The sequence below is a fragment of the Pseudomonas sp. GQ91 genome (assembly GCF_059758795.1).
Genome location: NZ_JCAXED010000012.1, coordinates 1 through 18,074, shown reverse-complemented (window position 1 = coordinate 18,074; position 18,074 = coordinate 1). Strand labels below are relative to the sequence as shown.

General features: G+C 60.0%; 15 protein-coding genes. 8 read left to right on the top strand and 7 right to left on the bottom strand.

Features of this window, described 5'->3' with window-relative positions; all coding sequences use genetic code 11:
• Positions 1-117: 117 nt before the first annotated feature.
• On the bottom strand, positions 118-1,407 hold the full coding sequence (locus AC6CIA_RS18310) for an MFS transporter (RefSeq protein ID WP_498313973.1): 1,290 nt from the start codon (positions 1,405-1,407) through the stop codon (positions 118-120).
• Between the two features lie 259 nt (positions 1,408-1,666).
• On the opposite strand from AC6CIA_RS18310, the gene AC6CIA_RS18305 reads away from it, so the two are divergent.
• The 4 genes from AC6CIA_RS18305 to AC6CIA_RS18290 all read left to right on the top strand — a co-directional run bounded on the left by AC6CIA_RS18305 (position 1,667) and on the right by AC6CIA_RS18290 (position 6,852).
• Positions 1,667-3,085, top strand: coding sequence for a short-chain fatty acid transporter (locus AC6CIA_RS18305; protein WP_498313971.1), 1,419 nt, complete (start codon positions 1,667-1,669; stop codon positions 3,083-3,085).
• A gap of 92 nt (positions 3,086-3,177) precedes the next feature.
• Positions 3,178-4,878: an acid phosphatase gene (locus tag AC6CIA_RS18300; RefSeq protein WP_498313970.1), complete on the top strand. Its 1,701-nt coding sequence runs from the start codon at positions 3,178-3,180 to the stop codon at positions 4,876-4,878.
• 125 nt (positions 4,879-5,003) lie between these two features.
• Complete coding sequence (locus AC6CIA_RS18295; RefSeq protein WP_498313968.1) at positions 5,004-6,173, top strand: hypothetical protein; 1,170 nt, start codon at positions 5,004-5,006, stop codon at positions 6,171-6,173.
• 157 nt (positions 6,174-6,330) lie between these two features.
• A complete protein-coding gene (locus AC6CIA_RS18290) occupies positions 6,331-6,852 on the top strand; it encodes an SET domain-containing protein (protein ID WP_498313966.1) in 522 nt (173 codons plus the stop codon).
• Here AC6CIA_RS18290 and can read toward each other — a convergent pair.
• On the bottom strand, positions 6,849-7,493 hold the full coding sequence (gene can / locus AC6CIA_RS18285; protein WP_339533171.1) for a carbonate dehydratase: 645 nt from the start codon (positions 7,491-7,493) through the stop codon (positions 6,849-6,851). The genes AC6CIA_RS18290 and can overlap by 4 nt on opposite strands.
• A gap of 150 nt (positions 7,494-7,643) precedes the next feature.
• Between can and AC6CIA_RS18280 the strand changes: the two genes are divergently transcribed.
• Positions 7,644-8,048 (top strand): serine kinase/phosphatase, encoded by a 405-nt coding sequence (locus AC6CIA_RS18280; protein WP_498313964.1) that lies wholly within the window; start codon positions 7,644-7,646, stop codon positions 8,046-8,048.
• 79 nt (positions 8,049-8,127) lie between these two features.
• Here the strand turns inward: AC6CIA_RS18280 and rimI are convergent, their stop codons facing one another.
• Positions 8,128-8,580, bottom strand: coding sequence for a ribosomal protein S18-alanine N-acetyltransferase (gene rimI, locus AC6CIA_RS18275; protein ID WP_084379245.1), 453 nt, complete (start codon positions 8,578-8,580; stop codon positions 8,128-8,130).
• The gene (locus tag AC6CIA_RS18270) at positions 8,573-9,325 is read right to left on the bottom strand and encodes an energy transducer TonB (RefSeq protein WP_498314268.1); all 753 of its coding nucleotides are present in this window, start codon (positions 9,323-9,325) and stop codon (positions 8,573-8,575) included. Before AC6CIA_RS18270 ends, rimI begins: the two co-directional genes overlap by 8 nt.
• A gap of 198 nt (positions 9,326-9,523) precedes the next feature.
• Between AC6CIA_RS18270 and mksB the strand changes: the two genes are divergently transcribed.
• The 3 genes from mksB to mksF are packed head-to-tail and all read left to right on the top strand — an operon-like array spanning position 9,524 to position 14,350.
• On the top strand, positions 9,524-10,816 hold the full coding sequence (gene mksB / locus AC6CIA_RS18265; RefSeq protein ID WP_339533173.1) for an Mks condensin complex protein MksB: 1,293 nt from the start codon (positions 9,524-9,526) through the stop codon (positions 10,814-10,816).
• Positions 10,806-11,513, top strand: coding sequence for an Mks condensin complex protein MksE (gene mksE / locus AC6CIA_RS18260; protein ID WP_339533174.1), 708 nt, complete (start codon positions 10,806-10,808; stop codon positions 11,511-11,513). Before mksB ends, mksE begins: the two co-directional genes overlap by 11 nt.
• Positions 11,510-14,350, top strand: coding sequence for an Mks condensin complex protein MksF (gene mksF / locus AC6CIA_RS18255; RefSeq protein ID WP_498313961.1), 2,841 nt, complete (start codon positions 11,510-11,512; stop codon positions 14,348-14,350). Before mksE ends, mksF begins: the two co-directional genes overlap by 4 nt.
• Positions 14,351-14,416: 66 nt before the next feature.
• Here mksF and AC6CIA_RS18250 read toward each other — a convergent pair whose 3' ends face one another.
• From AC6CIA_RS18250 to AC6CIA_RS18240, 3 genes are read right to left on the bottom strand one after another with little or no spacing between them, the layout of a single operon-like run.
• The gene (locus AC6CIA_RS18250; protein ID WP_498313959.1) at positions 14,417-16,720 is read right to left on the bottom strand and encodes a PqiB family protein; all 2,304 of its coding nucleotides are present in this window, start codon (positions 16,718-16,720) and stop codon (positions 14,417-14,419) included.
• Positions 16,713-17,336, bottom strand: a complete 624-nt coding sequence (locus tag AC6CIA_RS18245; protein ID WP_498313957.1) for a paraquat-inducible protein A — start codon at positions 17,334-17,336, stop codon at positions 16,713-16,715. Before AC6CIA_RS18245 ends, AC6CIA_RS18250 begins: the two co-directional genes overlap by 8 nt.
• Positions 17,323-17,982, bottom strand: a complete 660-nt coding sequence (locus AC6CIA_RS18240; protein WP_498313954.1) for a paraquat-inducible protein A — start codon at positions 17,980-17,982, stop codon at positions 17,323-17,325. The genes AC6CIA_RS18245 and AC6CIA_RS18240 overlap by 14 nt, the downstream gene beginning before the upstream one ends.
• Between the last annotated feature and the right edge of the window lie 92 nt (positions 17,983-18,074).

Here is an 18,074-nt window from a genome sequence, read left to right as displayed (position 1 = left end):
CATGAGAGCACCGAAGGGCAATGGGACATAGATATCTTAGCCATCGGCGCGAAGGCCACTTTCTGAAGAGCGGTTGATCGCCTGACTCAACTATATATTTAGCACATGTAACTGGCGTCAGCGGGTTGCAGCATGGCGCTGGCTGAACAGCGCTACACACACCACGCCCACCGCGCCCATCACCACGCAATAGACCACGCAAATCCACGGACTGGTGGGCATCAACGCAATCAACATCAATGGCGTGGTGCTCGCCCACACGGCATAGGCGATGTTGTAGGTGAAGGAAATCCCCGAGACACGGATCTGCGCCGGAAACAGCCTGACCATCACCGAGGGCACCGCGCCCACCACCCCGCAACTCAAGCCCGCCACTGCGTAGGCAGCGCCCAGCCACACTCCGCCACCGATCAGGCTGGCATACAAGACGGCAATCCCCACCGGCAGCAACAGGCTGTAGACCAGCACCGCGCGCCAGGCACCGATGCGGTCCACCAGCAAGCCCGCCAGCACGCAGCCGATATTCAGGAAGACAATGCCCAACGCGCTCAAGGCAAAGGTATCGCCGGGACTCATGCCGAAGACTTTTTGCATCATGGTCGGGGTGATGACGACCAGCACCACCACCGCCGAGGTAAGGACACAGGTGAGGACCATCGCCGGCAACAACGCGTGGCGGTGATCGCGCAAGACCGTGCGCAGCGGCAGTTCGGCAGCCGCCTGGCGGCGGGCCTGCATTTCAAGGAACACCGGGGTTTCACTGAGCCAACGCCGCAGCCACACACCGATCACGCCAAACACACCGCCCAGCAGGAACGGGAAACGCCAGGCGTAATCGAGGATCTGCTCCGGGGTATAGACCTGCGCCAGCAACGTCGCCGTCAGCGCCCCGAGCAGATAGCCGAAGGTCAGCCCGGCCTGCAGGAAACCCAGGGCATAACCCCGATGATTATCCGGCGCGTGTTCGGCGACAAATACCCAGGCACTGGGCACTTCACCACCGACCGCGGCGCCCTGCAGGACGCGCAACAGCAATAGGATCAGCGGTGCGAAATAGCCGATTTGCGCATAGGTCGGCATGATGCCAATCAGCAGGCACGGCAACGCCATCATCAGAATGCTCAGGCTGAACACCCGTTTGCGTCCCAAGTGATCGGCGAAGTGCGCCATCAGAATTCCGCCCAAGGGACGCGCGAGATAGCCAGTGACAAAGATCCCGAAGCTTTGCAGCAGGCGCAGCCATTCGGGCATTTCCGGCGGGAAAAACAGTTGGCTGAGCGTCAGCGCAAAAAACACGAAAATAATAAAGTCGTAGATTTCCAGGGCGCCGCCCAAGGCGGCCAGGCCCAGGGTTCTGTAGTCGGAGCGGGAAAAACGCTGCGCCTGTGGATAAGCGGTGGCAGTCATGAAGAGGCTCGGCAGACAAACAAAATGGCGTGCAGGTTATGAGCTGCGCACGGTCATGGCAATCACGGGCGATATATTGGTTTTACTCATTGATCGATGAAAATAACAACATTCCCAACGCGCAAACCCTGAGCGATGATGCTCGAAACCTTGTAAAGACACGTCACTGGCGCTCACCCGGCAACGGGATTGGCGACGCCGGTTTGCGTGTTCGCTGCCGTCATCCCGCCCCCATAATAAATACAAGAGGTAATCAAACGTGGCCGATCCTATCGAAGAAAGCCGCTATGCCCGATTTGCCCTGCGTTGCTCCAACTTCGCCGAACGCTGGTTTCCTGACTCCTGGGTGTTTGCCGCCCTCGCCGTGATCATCGTCGCGGTGGCGGCACTCGGCATGGGCGCGGCCCCGACCGAGGCCGCGAAGGCCTTCGGCGATGGTTTCTGGAGCCTGATCCCGTTCACCATGCAAATGGCCTTCGTGGTAATTGGCGGCTATGTGGTCGCCAGCTCGCCACCCGCCGTGAAGTTGATTGATCGCCTGGCACGCATCCCCAGGAACGGTCGCTCCGCCGTGGCCTGGGTCGCGTTGATCTCGATGGTCGCGTCATTACTCAACTGGGGCCTGTCCCTGGTGTTTGGCGGCTTACTGGTACGTGCCCTGGCGCGCCGCACGGATTTGCGCATGGACTATCGAGCAGCCGGAGCGGCGGCTTATCTGGGGCTTGGCGCGGTGTGGGCGCTGGGCTTGTCGTCGTCGGCCGCGCAACTGCAGGCCAACCCTGCCAGTTTGCCACCGTCGATTCTGGCGATCACCGGGATGATTCCCTTCACCGACACCCTCTTTCTCTGGCAATCAGGCGTGCTGTTGCTGGCGCTGATTGTGGTGTCACTGATCATTGCCTATGTCACCGCGCCCGGCCCCAATTCCGCGCGTGACGCCAAGGCCTGCGGGGTTGATCCGGCGTTCAACCTGCCCAAGCCACAACCGCCGAGCCGCCCGGGAGAATGGCTGGAACACAGCCCGTTGCTGACGATTCTGCTGGCGTTGCTGGCGGCCGGGTGGCTGTTCCATGAGTTTTCCAGCAAACCTGCAATCAGTGCGATCTCGGGGCTCAATACCTATAACTTTCTGTTCCTGATGGTCGGCGCCTTGCTGCACTGGCGCCCGCGCAGCTTCCTCGACGCGGTGGCCCGTGCGGTACCGACCACCACCGGGGTGTTGATCCAATTCCCGTTGTACGGCTCGATCGCGGCATTGATCACTGTCGTGAAAGGCGGCGACGGCCAGACCTTGGCTCACCACATCTCGACATTCTTCACCTCTATCGCCTCCCATGACACTTACGCACTGCTGATGGGTGTGTACTCGGCCGTATTGGGCTTTTTTATCCCCTCGGGCGGCGGCAAGTGGATCATCGAAGCGCCCTACGTGATGCAAGTGGCCAATGACCTGCAATACCACCTGGGCTGGGCGGTACAGATCTACAACGCCGCCGAGGCGCTGCCGAACCTGATCAATCCGTTCTATATGCTGCCGTTGCTGGGGGTCTTGGGACTGAAGGCGCGAGACTTGATCGGGTTTTCGTTTGTGCAGTTGCTGGTGCACACCCCGCTGGTGCTGTTCCTGTTGTGGGCGCTGGGGACGACATTGACGTATATGCCGCCGGTAATGCCTTAGAGGGAGTTAGCGGCAACCATCTTCATTCCGTCATATTTCATTGCTACCGTTCCGGCGAAACATCTTGTAACAACTAGCCAGGACTGCCCGCGATGAGTGATGAGCACGACGACCGCCCTTCCTCCACGACCGTGGAAAAACCGCCGGTCGATACCAGTCGGCGGCGTTTCCTGGGAGGCGCCGCCGTGCTGGGTGTCGGGGCGACCTTGAGTGCCTGCGGCCATACCGGAGAAACCCCAGGCAAACCGCTTGAGCAGCCGCTGACACCTCAGGAGTTGGACAAGGCTCTGCGTGATCAGGTGAAAACCGTGGTGGTGATCTACGCCGAGAACCGCAGTTTCAACAATCTGTTTGCGAACTTTCCCGGCGTTGAAAAGCCCTTGTCGGCGCTGTCGGCTGCCGACTATCAACAACGCGACCGGGACGCCAACCTGTTGAGCCACCTGCCGCCGACCTGGGGCGGTGTCCTGCAAGTCGGCCCGCAAAGCGTGGATGGGGTGACCTATCCCAGCGCGGTGCAATTCCAGGAAAACCTGCCCAATGCGCCCTACCCGCTCAAGGGGCCGAACGGCGAGGATTTGCCTTTAAGCCTGGTCACCCGCGACTTGTGGCATGTGTTTTATCAGAACCAGATGCAGATCAACGGTGGCAAGAACGACCGTTTCGTGGCCTGGGCCGACGCCGGCGGCCTGGTGATGGGCCATTATGCCCAGAGCCGTTATGCGCTGCGCTTGTGGGACGTGGCGAAAGAGTTTGTGCTCTGCGATAACTTTTTCCAGGGCGCATTCGGCGGCTCGTTCCTCAACCATCAATACCTGATCAGCGCCACCGCGCCGTTTTACCCGAACGCCGCCGAATCAGCGGCCAAGGCGCAAATCGCCGTGTTGCAAAGCGACGATCCCACCGACCCGCGCCTCAAACCGCTGGAGCTTTCTCCGGCCAGCGCCATGACGGGCCCGCCGCAGTTCGGGCCGAGCGCACTGACGCCCGACGGTTTTGCCGTCAACACCCTGGCCCCGCCGTATTGGCCGACCTGGATTCGCGACCCCGACAACCCGGACTACGCCAAGCCCGACTTGCCTAACGTGCTGGTGCCACAAACCCACGAACACATCGGCGACAAGCTGTCGAAAAACAACATCGACTGGGCCTGGTACGCCGGTGCATGGCAAGCCACTCTGGAGCAATTCAGGGATTCCGGCGGCATTCCGAAAATTCCGAATTTCCAGTACCACCACCAGCCGTTCAATTACTTCAAGCAGCAAGGCCCGCAAAATCCGCTGGAGCGCAACAAACGCCTGCGCGATGGCGGCCTGGGGGATGAGTCGAGCAGCAACCGTTTCCTGGCCGATGCAGAAGCGGGCAAGTTGCCCGCCGTGACCTTCTACAAACCCCAGGGCAACCTGAATATGCACGCCGGTTACGCCGACGTGGCCTCCGGTGATCGGCATATCACACGCGTCCTGAAAGTGCTGCAGGAGAGCCCGCAGTGGGAAAACATGGTGGTCATCGTCACGGTCGATGAAAACGGCGGCTGGTGGGACCACGTCGCGCCGCCCAAAGGTGATCGCTGGGGTCCGGGTACACGTGTTCCGGCGTTGGTGGTCTCGCCTTTTGCACGTAAAGGCACAGTCGATCATACGGTCTACGACACCGCCTCGATCCTGCGCCTGATTACCCGCGTGTTCCAACTGGAACCCCTGGACGGCCTCAAGCAACGGGATGCCGCCATGCTCGCCCGTGGTCAGGTCCCCATGGGTGATCTGAGCAACGCCTTGCGCTTCGCGAATTAGGCAGTTTTGCCAGGTGCCCGGCAAAAAAAAGTATTAACCGACGCGCTTTTTCCTGGTCAAGCGCTACTGTGTGAAGGTGGGCACCCACCCCGCGCAGACGGGCTTTCGCTGACAAGGAACCACGCATGTTTAAACTGACCAGGCTGTCCTTCACCCTCGCCTCACTCACCTTGAGCGCAGTCGTACACGCCGATGTCGAACTTGACCTGGGAACCCCGCAACGGGTTACCCAAGTGTTCGCCTATCCCAACAATTGCAACGTGATCTGTTTTCGACCCTGGACACTGGAACAGACGGTCGAGCACTACCTCACCCAAAGCCTGCAGCGGGACGGCTACAGCCGCGCCCGAGTCAGCGTGAAAACCGCTGGCAATCAGGTGCGCGCCCAGTTCAGTGGTGTCCCTGAAGGATACGGCCAACCCTTGACCTCACTGTTGAACACCGCGGACCTGGCCTATCAGGGCGCCAGTCAACTCAATCGCGATGGCAAGTGGCAGTTCGACTGGTATCTGTTCCTGCCGCTGGGCATGGCCCTGGAAAACCGTAAAAGCATTGAGTTACTGCATTTTCCGCCGGATTACTCCCTCACGCATTATCAGGACTACCTGGAGTCAGCCACCACCGATCGTTGGGCAACCCTGTTGACGGCCAACGGCATACCGGCGACCCAGACGCCGGAGTACCAGACCATCATCGATATTGCGCCGATCGCCGCGCCGTCTTCGGCCGGCAAGGACCTGGAAGGTGTCTACAGCTACTTCACCGCGTACCAGACGCGGATGGTCCGGGAATTGAGCGTGCGCCCCGACGGTGCGTTGCCGATGGTGGCCTTCGGGGCCCCCGTGCGCAACTGGATCAAACAACAGTACGGGCCAACCCTGCCGGTGCTGGGCCTGGCACAGATCAACCCGGCCGAAGGCGCGACGGTCGCGGTACTGGGTGCCAATCACCCCAGTTATATCTGGTTCGGCGCCAACCCCGACACCTACGACGGCGACCAGAAAAAAGCCGACGAGGCCGGCTTGAAGATCATGGGCCAGGATTTGAGTGCTGCGTGCTGGCAAGCCGGAATGGGCCAGGCGCCTGGCAGCGACCCCAATGTGCAACTCAAAGGCTGCATAAACACGTGGCAAGTGACTCGCAAGGAGCAGACATGCGAGTTGTTCTACACCTCGATTCGCGAGTTGTCCCCTGAGCAGGCAAAGGAAAAATGCGCCACCCCGTCAATCAAGGACCAATTGAAACACTTGAAAACACCCACCCCGGCACTCTCCATCGCGGCACCGGTGCTCTAAGTCAGCCTTAGCCTACGCCAGCAATAGCCGATATCTACTGTCAGATTTGACAGTAGATATCGGCTCCAACTTGCGCGAGGCTGGGGACGTCCCATTCGCTGCAAGACTGGCAGTCATATCAATACCAGGAGGTCAATGCAGCCCGACAAGGAGTCTTATGAAAACGCAACGCACGGAACCGCCCTCCACTGCCAGTGACTGTCTGTATCCTTTCGAGACGCTGCAGACAGCGCAGGGCTACCCTTCAGAGCGACATTTCCAGGTCGTGCGTACCCGCAATGGTCGGAGCACCGGCATCAAGGCCAAGGTGGCCTTCGACAAACGGATGAGCATTGCCAAGGTGTCGGGGCAGGTCGTGGGCGAGCGACGCCTGCATACGCTGCAAATGTCTTCGCACATCTATCTTTACGATCCCTGGTTCAGCGGCCTGCTGAGGCACTCGTGCGATCCGAACGTTTTTCTCGACATCACCGAGCTGGAGCTATGGACGACTCAGGCCATCCCCCCAGGCACATTGTTGACGATGGACTACGCCAGCACCGAGAGCGTGTTGTATCAGCAGTTCGAGTGCCATTGTGGCGCCGATAACTGCCGAGGCTGGATCACTGGCAATAAAGAACCGTTGAACGAAGAAGGACAACGGTTCATGGAGCAGCGGCGCCAGCGTAAGCGCGTTTAACTTTCGCCCAGTGGACGCAGGCGGTATTGCGGCGGCAACTGCTCGAACCCACTGATGGTGGTGTTCAGGCTTTTCCAGCGACCATCCTTGATCCCGTAGATGCAGCCGTGAATCGACAGGCTCTGGCCGCGATGCCAGGCATTTTGCACAATGCTGGTGTGACCGACATTAGCCACTTGCTGGATGACATTCAATTCACACATGCGGTCGACGCGTTCTTCTTCCGTGGGCAGTTGCGCGAGGATTTCGCGGTTCTCGTAGTAAAGATCGCGGATCGTGCGCAACCAGCCGTCGATCAGGCCGAACTGACGGTCCTGCATCGAGGCGCGTACACCGCCGCAGCCATAGTGGCCGGTCACCAGGATATGTTTGACCTTGAGTACATCCACCGCGTACTGGATCACCGACAGGCAATTGAGGTCGGTGTGCAACACGACGTTGGCCACGTTGCGGTGTACAAACAGGTCGCCGGGCAGCATGCCGACGATCTCATTGGCCGGAACCCGCGCGTCGGAACAACCGATCCACAGGTATTCCGGAGTCTGCTGGCGGGCGAGCTTGGCGAAGAATTCGGGATCTTCCTGTTTGATCGCATCCGCCCAGCGTTCGTTGTTATCTAGCAGGTCTTGTAGTTCGTTCATCAGGGAAGCCTCGGGAATGATGCTCACGTATGACACAGGTGCGTTCGTCCGGGTCACGCCCTGCCGGCAGAAAGCCAAGACGAATTAGCTTGAATCTTAGGGCGTCATACCAGTCCACACACTATAAGCCCCACAGTATGAGGATTGGCCATGACTGAATCACGACGTCCCTACGGCGCTACACAGCCGGAACCGATTGATGACAATGAAGATCGCATGGGCTCGATGCGAGAGCTGGACTTTGACGAGCAGGAGCCCACCGCCGAGATTGGCGAGGAGATTCCGGCGGGTGAGCGCGAGCACCTGATGCCCGACGAACGGGTACGTGAAGCCGGGCTGACCGGGGCCGCCACCGAGGATCATGCATCGACCGATGATGACATGAGTCCGGAAACGCTGATCCACGAAGATGGCGCGCGCGATGCGCGGGAGGAAGGCGAGGACGGCCCGGCGGACTACGACCTGAGCGTTGTCGATGAGGATGAGATTGGTGGTGGCAATGGGTTGGATGAAGCGGAGATGGCGGAGCGCGACCCGGTAGACGGTAATCGCTGAAGCACCGCCGCTCCCACAGGGGGAATTCAACAGTTTCTAAAAGTTGTGCAGCGAGCTATGCCCACAAGCGGAAGTGTGGTTAGTCGACCAGGGTGCAGGCCATGACGACCGCATCTTCGCGACCACCGACGGCGGGGTAGTAATCCCGTCGGCGGCCGATTTCATTGAAGCCGTAGCGCTCATACAGCCGAAATGCACCGGCATTGCTGTCACGCACTTCAAGAAAACACTCCCGGGCATTGGCCGCGTAGGCGCGAGACATCAAATGCTCCAACAGCGCCAATCCCAGGCCACGCCCCTGGCTTTCCGGCTTGACGGTAATGTTCAGCAGGTGCGCCTCGTCGAGGATAATCTGCACCACGCCGTGCCCCACTTGCTGCTCGCCTTCAAACATCAGCCAGATCTGGTACTTGCCCAGTCCGTCGAGAAAAATCCCCCGGGTCCAGGGATGGCTGAACGCCGCGTATTCGATTTTCAGTACGGCGTCGAGGTCCGCCTCGGTCATCGGGCGGAAGGATACAGCGTCACTCATGGGTACTTTTCCAAAGCGCCATCAGCCGGCGCATGGCTTGCCAGACTTCAGCCTTACGCTGTGGCTCTTCCATTAATAATTCGAGACCCGGCAATGCCCAGACAACACCGAGGCCCTCGACCTGCAACTGGCGGTACCAGGCTTCGGCGTTGGCTTCACCGGCGAAACGCACGGCGGGCAGGCCGATCAGCCACAGGCAGGCACAAGGTTCGTCCTCCAGGCGGGCCGACACAAAACCTTGCACAAAATCACGCGCAGCCTCCGGGCCCTGATCCATGGTGCCACGCACCAGCAGCGGCCAGCGCACCGGTTCGCCAACGATTTGCGGGCTGTCGGGCAGGCCGGCGGCGCGCAACATGTCTTTGAGCAGCAGATAGGCTGGATCACGGGTCTGGAAGCGCTCGCCGGTGGGCAACTCCACCAACAGCAAGCAACGCCCGGCCCGCAGCAATTGCAAGGCAAAGCGCGGCGGCGGCACCACGGGTGCCTTGACCACCGGAGCCGGAGCGTCCTCGACCACGGGGGCGGGTCTGGCAGCCGTTGAAGGGCGCGGTACTTCGACCTTGGCCCGCTCCGTCGGTCGCTCCAAGGCTTGAGCGGCTGGCTTGACCACCGCCACAGGCGCGGCAGCTTCCTCGCCCGACACCTCAAAAGGCTCGAACGGCTCCAGCGCCTGCAGCAGTTCGGGCCGCGATGGCGCGGCAAAAGGCAACTCGGTGCGCGGCAGCCAGTTGACCACTTGCATGGCGGTCAAATAAGCACGACGTCGGGACTCGATAAGCACAGCTCGGCCACTTGTGGATAACTAAAGAGCGGGGATTCTACCGCCCTTCGGGGTTGATCGCCCACCGTTAACAGTCAGCACCCTGACCGGCTGTGGATAAATCCCGGCGCCGATGCAGTACAATCGCTGCTTTTAATCGCCAACCAGCCGGCCATTCCAATGATCGAACCCAAGCGCGTCTTGCGCGCCCTCGCCGAACACTGGGCCCTGCTTGAGCCACTGTGCGAACACTTCGACCAAGGCACCCTGAGCCTCGGTGAATTGCGCGCGCAACTGGCCGCCCAACAACTGGACAGCACGCCGCAGGACATCACCAACCTGCTGGACGTGTGGATTCGCCTGGATATCCTGGTGCCTGTCGCCAAGAGCCCGAACCGTTTCGAGCTCAACGCCCAGATCCACGACTTCCTGGCCTATCTTCGCAAGGAGCACCGGCTAGGCCTGTGCCTGGAAATCGAAGCCTACCTGCGCCACCTCGAGCGCCTGGCCGGCTATATCCAGGATGCCTTCGACATCCGCGACGGGCATGATCTGGCCCGCCAACTGCGGCTGTTGGACATGCGTGTGCGCGACGTGCTGAAAAAACTCGCCAACGACGAACAGGCCCTCGCCGCCGTGGCCGACCGGGCCAAGACCAGCGACCGGCAAATCCCGTTGCGCCAGCGCTATGCCGAAGTGCTGGCCACCTGGGACGAATACGTCGAACCGATGATTCAACTGGTGAACGCCGACGGCGCGTTCGAGCAAGGTGTGCGCAAGGTCGAGAACGTGCTGCTGCGCATGCTCACCGAGCAGCAGCGCCTCGGCCACCTGGTGGACGACGACATGCTGTTGCGCACTCACGCGCGCATCCTCGAAATGCAGACCAGCGCCCAGTTGACCCTGCGCCATGCCCGCGAACTGCTGTTGCCGTTGCGTGAAGAAGCACGCAGGCACAATGCCGTGACCCGTGGCGCGGCCCTGGCCTTGTCGGCCATCCGTCGCAAGGGCCTGGACGCGGTGCCGCAAGCGGCAATGCCGATGTTCACCCGGCCGCAAAGCACCTTTCTCGGCAGCGCCAGCCAGGTCGAAGCCTATGTGTATGCACTGGCGAATTTCGAACCCAAGCCGGCGCGTTTCCCCAAGGCCCACAAGTCTCACAAGGGCCAGGCGCCTCGCGCACCGCGCACGGTCAAGGAAATGCTCGAACGCTGCGAAGACGCGCTGCCGATGCCGGACCTGATGACCTGGCTGCTGGAACAGGAACCGGACGGCGCCACCGACGAGTTGCTGTACTGGTTCTCGCGCCTGTCGCGGGAAAAGCGTTTCAAGCGCGAACGCCTGGAACGCCGGGATTACCACACTCACGAGCACCAGGTCAGCCTGCGCTCATTCGCCCTGCTCCCGGCCAGCACTGATGCGGCCGAGCAATCTGCGAGCACCCCTTATGGAAGTACTTCGCATGCAACTTGATCTATCCGAACTGTCCCAGCTGGCGCCGATCTTTCGCGAGCTGTTCAAGGGCTACCACGTCAGCCGCCGCGACCCGGAGCTGTACGCGCAATTGTCGAATTTCCAGGACCAGTACCGCACCCTGTTCAAGGCCCTGGGCTTTGAGTTGGTATGCGATACCCGTGGTTTCTACTACTTCGTCCCGGACACCGCCGTCGCCGCCGCGCAGGTCAACAAGACCGCTCAGCGCCTGGCGTTGTTCACCTTCATCCTGGTCGAACACCTCGCCGACCAGGGTCGCGATCCGATTGCCGTGCTGGACGGGGGCAGCCTGGGCCGCGATGAACTGCCGTCGTTGCTGGACAAGTACCGCGACCTGTTCATCCAGGCCGAAGTGCAGACCCAGGAGGAACTGGAAGAGAAAATCATGCGCCGCATGACCCAACTCGGGTTTGCCAGCGAGGACAACGGTACCTACCGCTTCCTGCCGCCAATGCACCGTTTCCTTGACGTGTGCCTGTCGGTGCAGCAAGACCGCGACCTCGCCGCCAGCGTCCACAGTGTATTGCCCTTGCCGGCGCCGGTGATCATCGACGAAGACAGCGATGAAAAACTGCTGCAGACCGATGACCCGCTGGACCTCAGTGACTTCGCTGAAGAAAGCGAAGAAGACGCCCTGGCCCGCGCCATTGCCGAAGAACAGGAGACCGATGCATGAGCAAGGAACGCTACGGCATTCGCCGCTTCGCCTTATTGAACACCGCGGGTTACAGCCTGGGGCTGTTCCCGCTGGAGGAACCGCTGTCGGTATACGGCGCGAACAACCTGGGTAAGTCGGCCTCGATCAACGCCCTGCAGTTCCCGATTCTGGCGCGCATGTCGGACATGAGTTTCGGCAAGTACACCCTGGAGCAATCCCGGCGCTTCTACTTTGCCACCGACACCAGCTACATCCTCGTGGAAGTGTCCCTGCCCCACGGCCCGCATGTGATTGGCGTGGTCGGCCGTGGCCCGGGCGGCGGTTTCGGTCACCAGTTCTTTGCCTACGCGGGCAAACTGGACCTGGCGCATTACCAGAAGAACGACACCTGTCTGCGTCAGAAAGAACTGTTCACCAACCTTGAGCGCGAAGGCCTGAAAGCCTATGAACTCAAGCCCGATGAACTGCGGCGCTTACTGGTCGGCGGTCACACCTCGATTCCGCTGGACCTGACCCTGATTCCGCTGCGCTCTACCAGCGAGCAGAGCCTGAAGACTTTCCGCGCGCTGTTCATCAACTTGCTGCACATGCGCGAAATCACCGCGGCCAAGCTCAAGCAACTGTTCCTCGACGCCTTCGAACACAGCTTGCGCTCCGGCAGTGTCGATTACATCGCCGCGTGTGAAGAAGCCTTCCGCGACGTACGACGCATGGAGCAGGACTACAATTCGCTGGTGGCGGCGGGACCGCTGGTCGAAGCGCTGGCCAATGGCGTGAAACACCGCGACATCCTGCGCGGCAAATTGCATCGCCTGTCGCCACTGCTGGACTCGCTGCTGGGCACCTGGTCGGATTACGCCGGCGCGCGCAAGGAAGAACTGACAATCCAGGCCGAGCATTACCGCAACGAGCAAGACGCCCTGCAGAATGATCAGCGCGGCGGTACTCAAGAGCTGATGCGCCTGGAGCGGGAAATCAGCGGGGTTCAGCGCTGGCTGGGCGAGCTGTCGGTGCTCAAGCATCGCTTTGCCCTGGTGGATAACGTCAAGGTCCTGGAGCAGCAACTGCTGGCGGCCAAGGATGCCCACGATGAATTGGCGGGCGCCCTGGCGCAGTCCCGACAGTTCAGCGCGGAGGATCTGGACGAACGCCTGCGCGACCTGGAAAAACGCCTGAAGTCGGTCAAGCAGCAGCTCGATCATGCGGACAACAACAGCTACGCCAAGCTGCGGGAAGAGTTCTCACAGCAAGATGTCGAACGACTGATGCGTCTGTTCAACAGTTCGCTGTTCAGCCTGCCGCTGGGTGAGCATGGCATCACCCTGGATGAAGACGGCCAGTGGGTAAAGTCGCTGGAACTGATCCTCGATGGCTTCAAGGGCGAGCGTTTCGAAGTGCCGGGGTTGTCCATCGATATCTCGCACATCGAACCACCCGCATTGCAGGCGCTCGCCGACCGCGCAGCGTTGCGCGACCAGAAAGAACGCCTGGAAAAAGAACTCAAGCAACTGAAGACCCAGGCGGCGGTGGTATCTGACCGCGCGGCGAGCAAGACCCAGACCGAAGCCCTGTACCAACAGGTGCTGGACGCGCAGAAGGCCCTGGAAGATTTCCGTCGCACACAAACCCTGAGTGCCGAAGAGGGCGAAAAACTCGAGCAACTGGCGCAGATGGAAGCGGCGCAGGACGAATTGAAGCGTTCCAGCGATGCCTTTACCGAGCGCGTCCAGCAACTGTCGGCCAAGCTGCAACTGGTGGGTCGCCAGATCGCCGACATGGAAGCCAAGCAGCGCACCCTGGATGACGCCTTGCGCCGTCGCCAGTTGCTGCCGGCAGACTTGCCGTTCGGCACGCCGTTCATGGATCCCGTCGATGACTCCATGGACAATCTGTTGCCGCTGCTCAATGACTATCAGGACAGCTGGCAAGGTCTGTTGCGCGCTGATGGACAGATCGAAGCGCTGTACGCTCAGGTCCGCCTCAAGGGTGTGGCCAAGTTCGACAGCGAAGACGATATGGAACGCCGCCTGCAACTGTTGATAAACGCCTACGCCCACCGCACCGACGAAGCCCTGACCCTGGGCAAGGCGCGACGCGCGGCGGTCACCGATATCGCACGGACCCTGCGCAACATTCGCAGCGACTACGACAGCCTTGAGCATCAATTGGCGTTGTTCAACCGTGAGATCAACAAGCGCCAGGTATCCAACCTGCAGAGTTTCCGCATTGTACTGGCGCCGAACAAGGAAGCCCTCAAGCACATCGATCAGATCATCCACAGCGCCGGACAGTATGAGGAAGGCGAAACCCTGTCGGTGTTCGACCTCAGCCAGAGTGCCGACCAGGACAACAAGAACGAAGAGGCCAAAGAGTACCTGGCACGCCTGGTAGCGGCGAACCATAACCAATTGGGTCTCAAGGACCTGTTCGAGCTGGCTTTCGAGATCACCAAGGTCAACGGCCAGCCGGTGATCCATACCGACATCGACGGCGCCGCGTCCAACGGCACCACCATGACCATCAAGGCGCTGACCAACATGTACTTGTTGCTGCACTTGATGGATCGTGAACAGGCGGGTCGTGTGCGCTTGCCCTACTATCTCGACGAAGCGGCAGACATCGACGAGAAGAACCAGGCGGCGTTGCTGGAAACCAGCCTGCAACTGGGCTTTGTGCCGATTCTGGCCAGTGTGAAGCCACAGGTTTCCGCCCAGGTCGCGATTGACCTGGAAGGTGGCAGCGGGCCGAACGGAATCTACATCGATGAGGCGGACTGGAAGTACATCCGTCGCCATGATGAGGTGAAAGCGACGGTCAATGTGCAGGCGGATGAGCCGGAGTTGGATGAGGTCTGATCTACCGCACTGAAACGCAAAAAGGCCGCGATCCCATGGATCGCGGCCTTTTTTTGGGCGCTGTCTTTATTTACCCAGCGGAATCTTGGGCGCCCAGATCAGCCATTCATCTTCAAACTTGTCGAACAACGGGAACGTCTGCTCGGGCAAGGCCCTGTTACCCATGCGTTCGCCTTCCGGAGTGGCAAAGGCGATACCACCCTGGATCAGGGTTTCCAACGATTCGGTACGCACAGTCGCCCCCTTGAACAGGCCGAAGTCGAGGCCAAAACCGCTGGAGTTCCAGAAGCGACTGCCGCCGCGCACCAATGGCGCGTACTTGGGTTCGATCAGCACATGGATCAGCACACGGTCGGCTGTCTTGCCCAGTTCGTAACCGGTGACTTTGCCCACGGTGACTTCTCGGTACGTTACCGGCACGCCAACTTTCAGCGAACCCCGGCGAGCGGCACTGAGCACCAGGCTCAAGCCGGCTTCCGGCACATCGACCTCAGGCGGTTGAGCCAGGGCCACGAAGTTCTTTTGTGGACCGGTACTTTTCACCGGCGGCAAGACTTCGATGTATTGACCCGTCACCAGCGTTTCCAGGTTCTCGGTTTTCATCAGGCCCAGCTCTGGCTTGACCACCCAGAATTGACTGCCGGCACGGGCAATTTTCTCAGGCACTTGCGTGATGCGCGCGCTGAGTATTACCGATTGCATGTCGGCGCTCAGATCGATGCTTTCGATCTTGCCCACATCCAGCCCCTTGAAGCGAATCGGTGAGCCGGCGCGCAGGCCATCGGCCCGATCAAGCTTGATCGTCACCAGTGTTCCGCTCTGACTGGCGGTTTCATGATCGGCAAACAGGCGGAAACGTGGAATACGTCTTTTCAGCGGGACGTTCTGCTCCGGGGTTTCAAAGGCAATACCACCGGCCATCAGGCTTTGCAGGGATTCACTTTTCACCTGGATGCCGCCGGTGAGCCCGCCCGTCAACGTCACGCCGCTGGCATTCCAGAAACGCGTCGAACCGTTGACCAGGCCTTCGTATTCCTTCTCGATGTGAACGCCAATCACCAGTTGTTTGCGCTTGCGCGAGAACTGATAACTCTGGACCGAACCGACCTTGACCTGCTTGTAGAGGATCGGGCTTCCGACCTCCAGGGAACCGAGGTTGTCGGTCAGCAAGACAAGGTGCAAGCCAGGCGAGCGCAAGTCCAACGGCGGAGCTTTGGCTCGCGCCACGAACTCTCGCTGGGGGGTGGCGCCCTTGTCGCCGGGGCGAATAGCAATGTAGTTGCCTTTGACCAGGGCTTCCAGGCCGGTGATACCCGCCAGGGAGATGGAAGGTTTGACCACCCAGAATTGCGTGCCTTCGACCAGGTAATCTTCGGCCAATGGGTCCAGGGTCAATTCGGCACTGGCGCTGGACAGGTCAGAATCGACCTTCAGGGCCTTCAGGCTACCGACCTGGATGCCTTTGTACATCACCGGCGTACGACCGGCTTGCAGCCCTTCGAAGTCGCTGAATTTGACCTTGATCCGGATACCGGCGGCGGCGGCATCGAAGTCTTCATACAGACGGAACGGCAGGCTTGGATCCGTGGGCGGACTATCCTTGCGATTCTCCGGCGTGGCGAAGGAGATACCACCGGACACGATGCTGGCCAGGGATTCACTGCGCACTTTGACGCCGGACAGGTTCGCGTCGATGCTGATGCCGCTGGCGTTCCAGAAACGTGTGTGTTTGCGCACCAGATTGGCGTAGGTCGGCTCGATATAGACCTTGATCTCGACGGTGTTCTGATCGGCGGATAACAGGTAGCTTTTAACCTGGCCCACCTGGATCTGTTTGTAGAATACCGGGCTGCCACGGTCGAGCGAACCGAGTCGATCGGCCTTGAGGGTCAGGTGCAGACCAGGCTTGGCGTCGGACAATGGCGGCTCTTCGGAGAGCGCCTTGAACTTGCGTGTGGGTTCGCCATCACCGGGACTGGCGGCGATGTAGTTACCCGAGACCAGGGTTTCGAGCCCGGTGATCCCGGCCAGGGTGACACTGGGCTTGACCAGCCAGAAGCGCGTGTTGGACTTGAGGTACTGATCAACGTCCTTGTTCATCTCGATGGTCGCAATCACCCCGCGATTACTGCCCTCATCATCCAGGGCCAGGGTTTTGACCTTGCCCACGGGCATGCCTTTGTAGACCACCTCGGTTTTGTTGGCCTGGATGCCTTCGCCACTTTCAAAGCGCACCTGGATCTCGATGCCTGTCTGGCTGTAGGAACGCCATCCGAGCCAGCCGCCAATCACCAGGGCGATCAGGGGCAGCACCCAAATGGCCGACCAGTTCGAAGCGGGGCGGGTTTTAGCCTTTGGCAAATCAGTCATGGTCGTCGTCCGACTCCGTGTTATCCCAAATCAGTCGGGGATCAAAGGTTACTGCGGCAAACATCGTCAAAATGACTACGCTGGCGAAAGCCACGGCGCCGAGATTGGCCTCGACGCTGGCAAGTCGACCAAAGTTGACAACCGCCACGAGGATGGCGATCACAAAGATATCCAGCATGGACCAGCGACCGATGAACTCGATAAAGCGGTACATGATAATGCGCTGGCGGGCAGACAGGGGCTGATGGCGCTGCACCGAAAAAAGCAACAACGCGATACCCACCAGTTTGAAGGTCGGGACCAGGATACTGGCGATAAACACCACGGCGGCAATAGGGAACATGCCATGCTGAACCAGTTCGATCACACCGGCCATGATGGTGCTAGGAGCGCCTTGCCCCAAAGAGTTGACCGTCATGATCGGCAGCAGATTCGCCGGGATATAGAGAATCGCAGCGGTGATCAGCAATGCCCAGGTGCGTATCAAACTGTTCGGACGCCGAGCGTGGACCAGCGCGCCGCACCGGGTGCACGTTTGTTCGTCGGTATTGAGATCTTGCTTGTTCAGTTCGTGACATTCCGTACAGATCAGAATGCCTGCATCAATCGCCCGCATGAACATCCTCTCCAGACAAAGCTTGCCAGATCTGGTGAGGCGACATCACTACCTCCAGCAGAATCTGAACCATCAACAGGCTGACAAAACACGCCAGTCCCAGGCCCAGGGTGAGAGAAGCCATATCGACCAGCTTGACGATCGCGACCAGCACTCCCATCAGGTAGACCTCAAGCATTCCCCAATCCCGCAGGTGATGATAAATACGGTAGAGCAACAGGCCGTAGCTACGTCCGACATTCCAGCGAATACTGAGCAGTACCGCGAGCTGGCAGAGCAGCTTGACCAGCGGAATGCCCATGCTGCAAAGGAACACCACCACGGCCACACCTTGCATGCCGGTATTGAACAAGGCGGCGACGCCACTCCATACCGTGTCCTCGGAGGTCTGCCCGAGTAGATTGAGCTGCATGATGGGTAAAAAGTTCGCAGGGACGTACAACAACAACGCGGCGAGCACCAAGGCGAGGCTTCGCTCGATGACGTTGTAGCGATGGGCGTACAGCTCATAGCCACAGCGTGGGCATTGGGCTTTTTCACCATGGGCCAGCGCTGGCTTGCGCATCAGCAAGTCGCATTCGTGACATGCCAGCAAATCGTCCAGCGGCAAATCCGACACCTTTAGGGTATCAACCGGATCGGGCATATAGGGCTCGAACTCTAAAAATGATCAGGTGCCTATTCTAGTGTCCTGGCTCGGAAATAACTGTGCAAATTTGTCGGCAGACACAGGGTTGT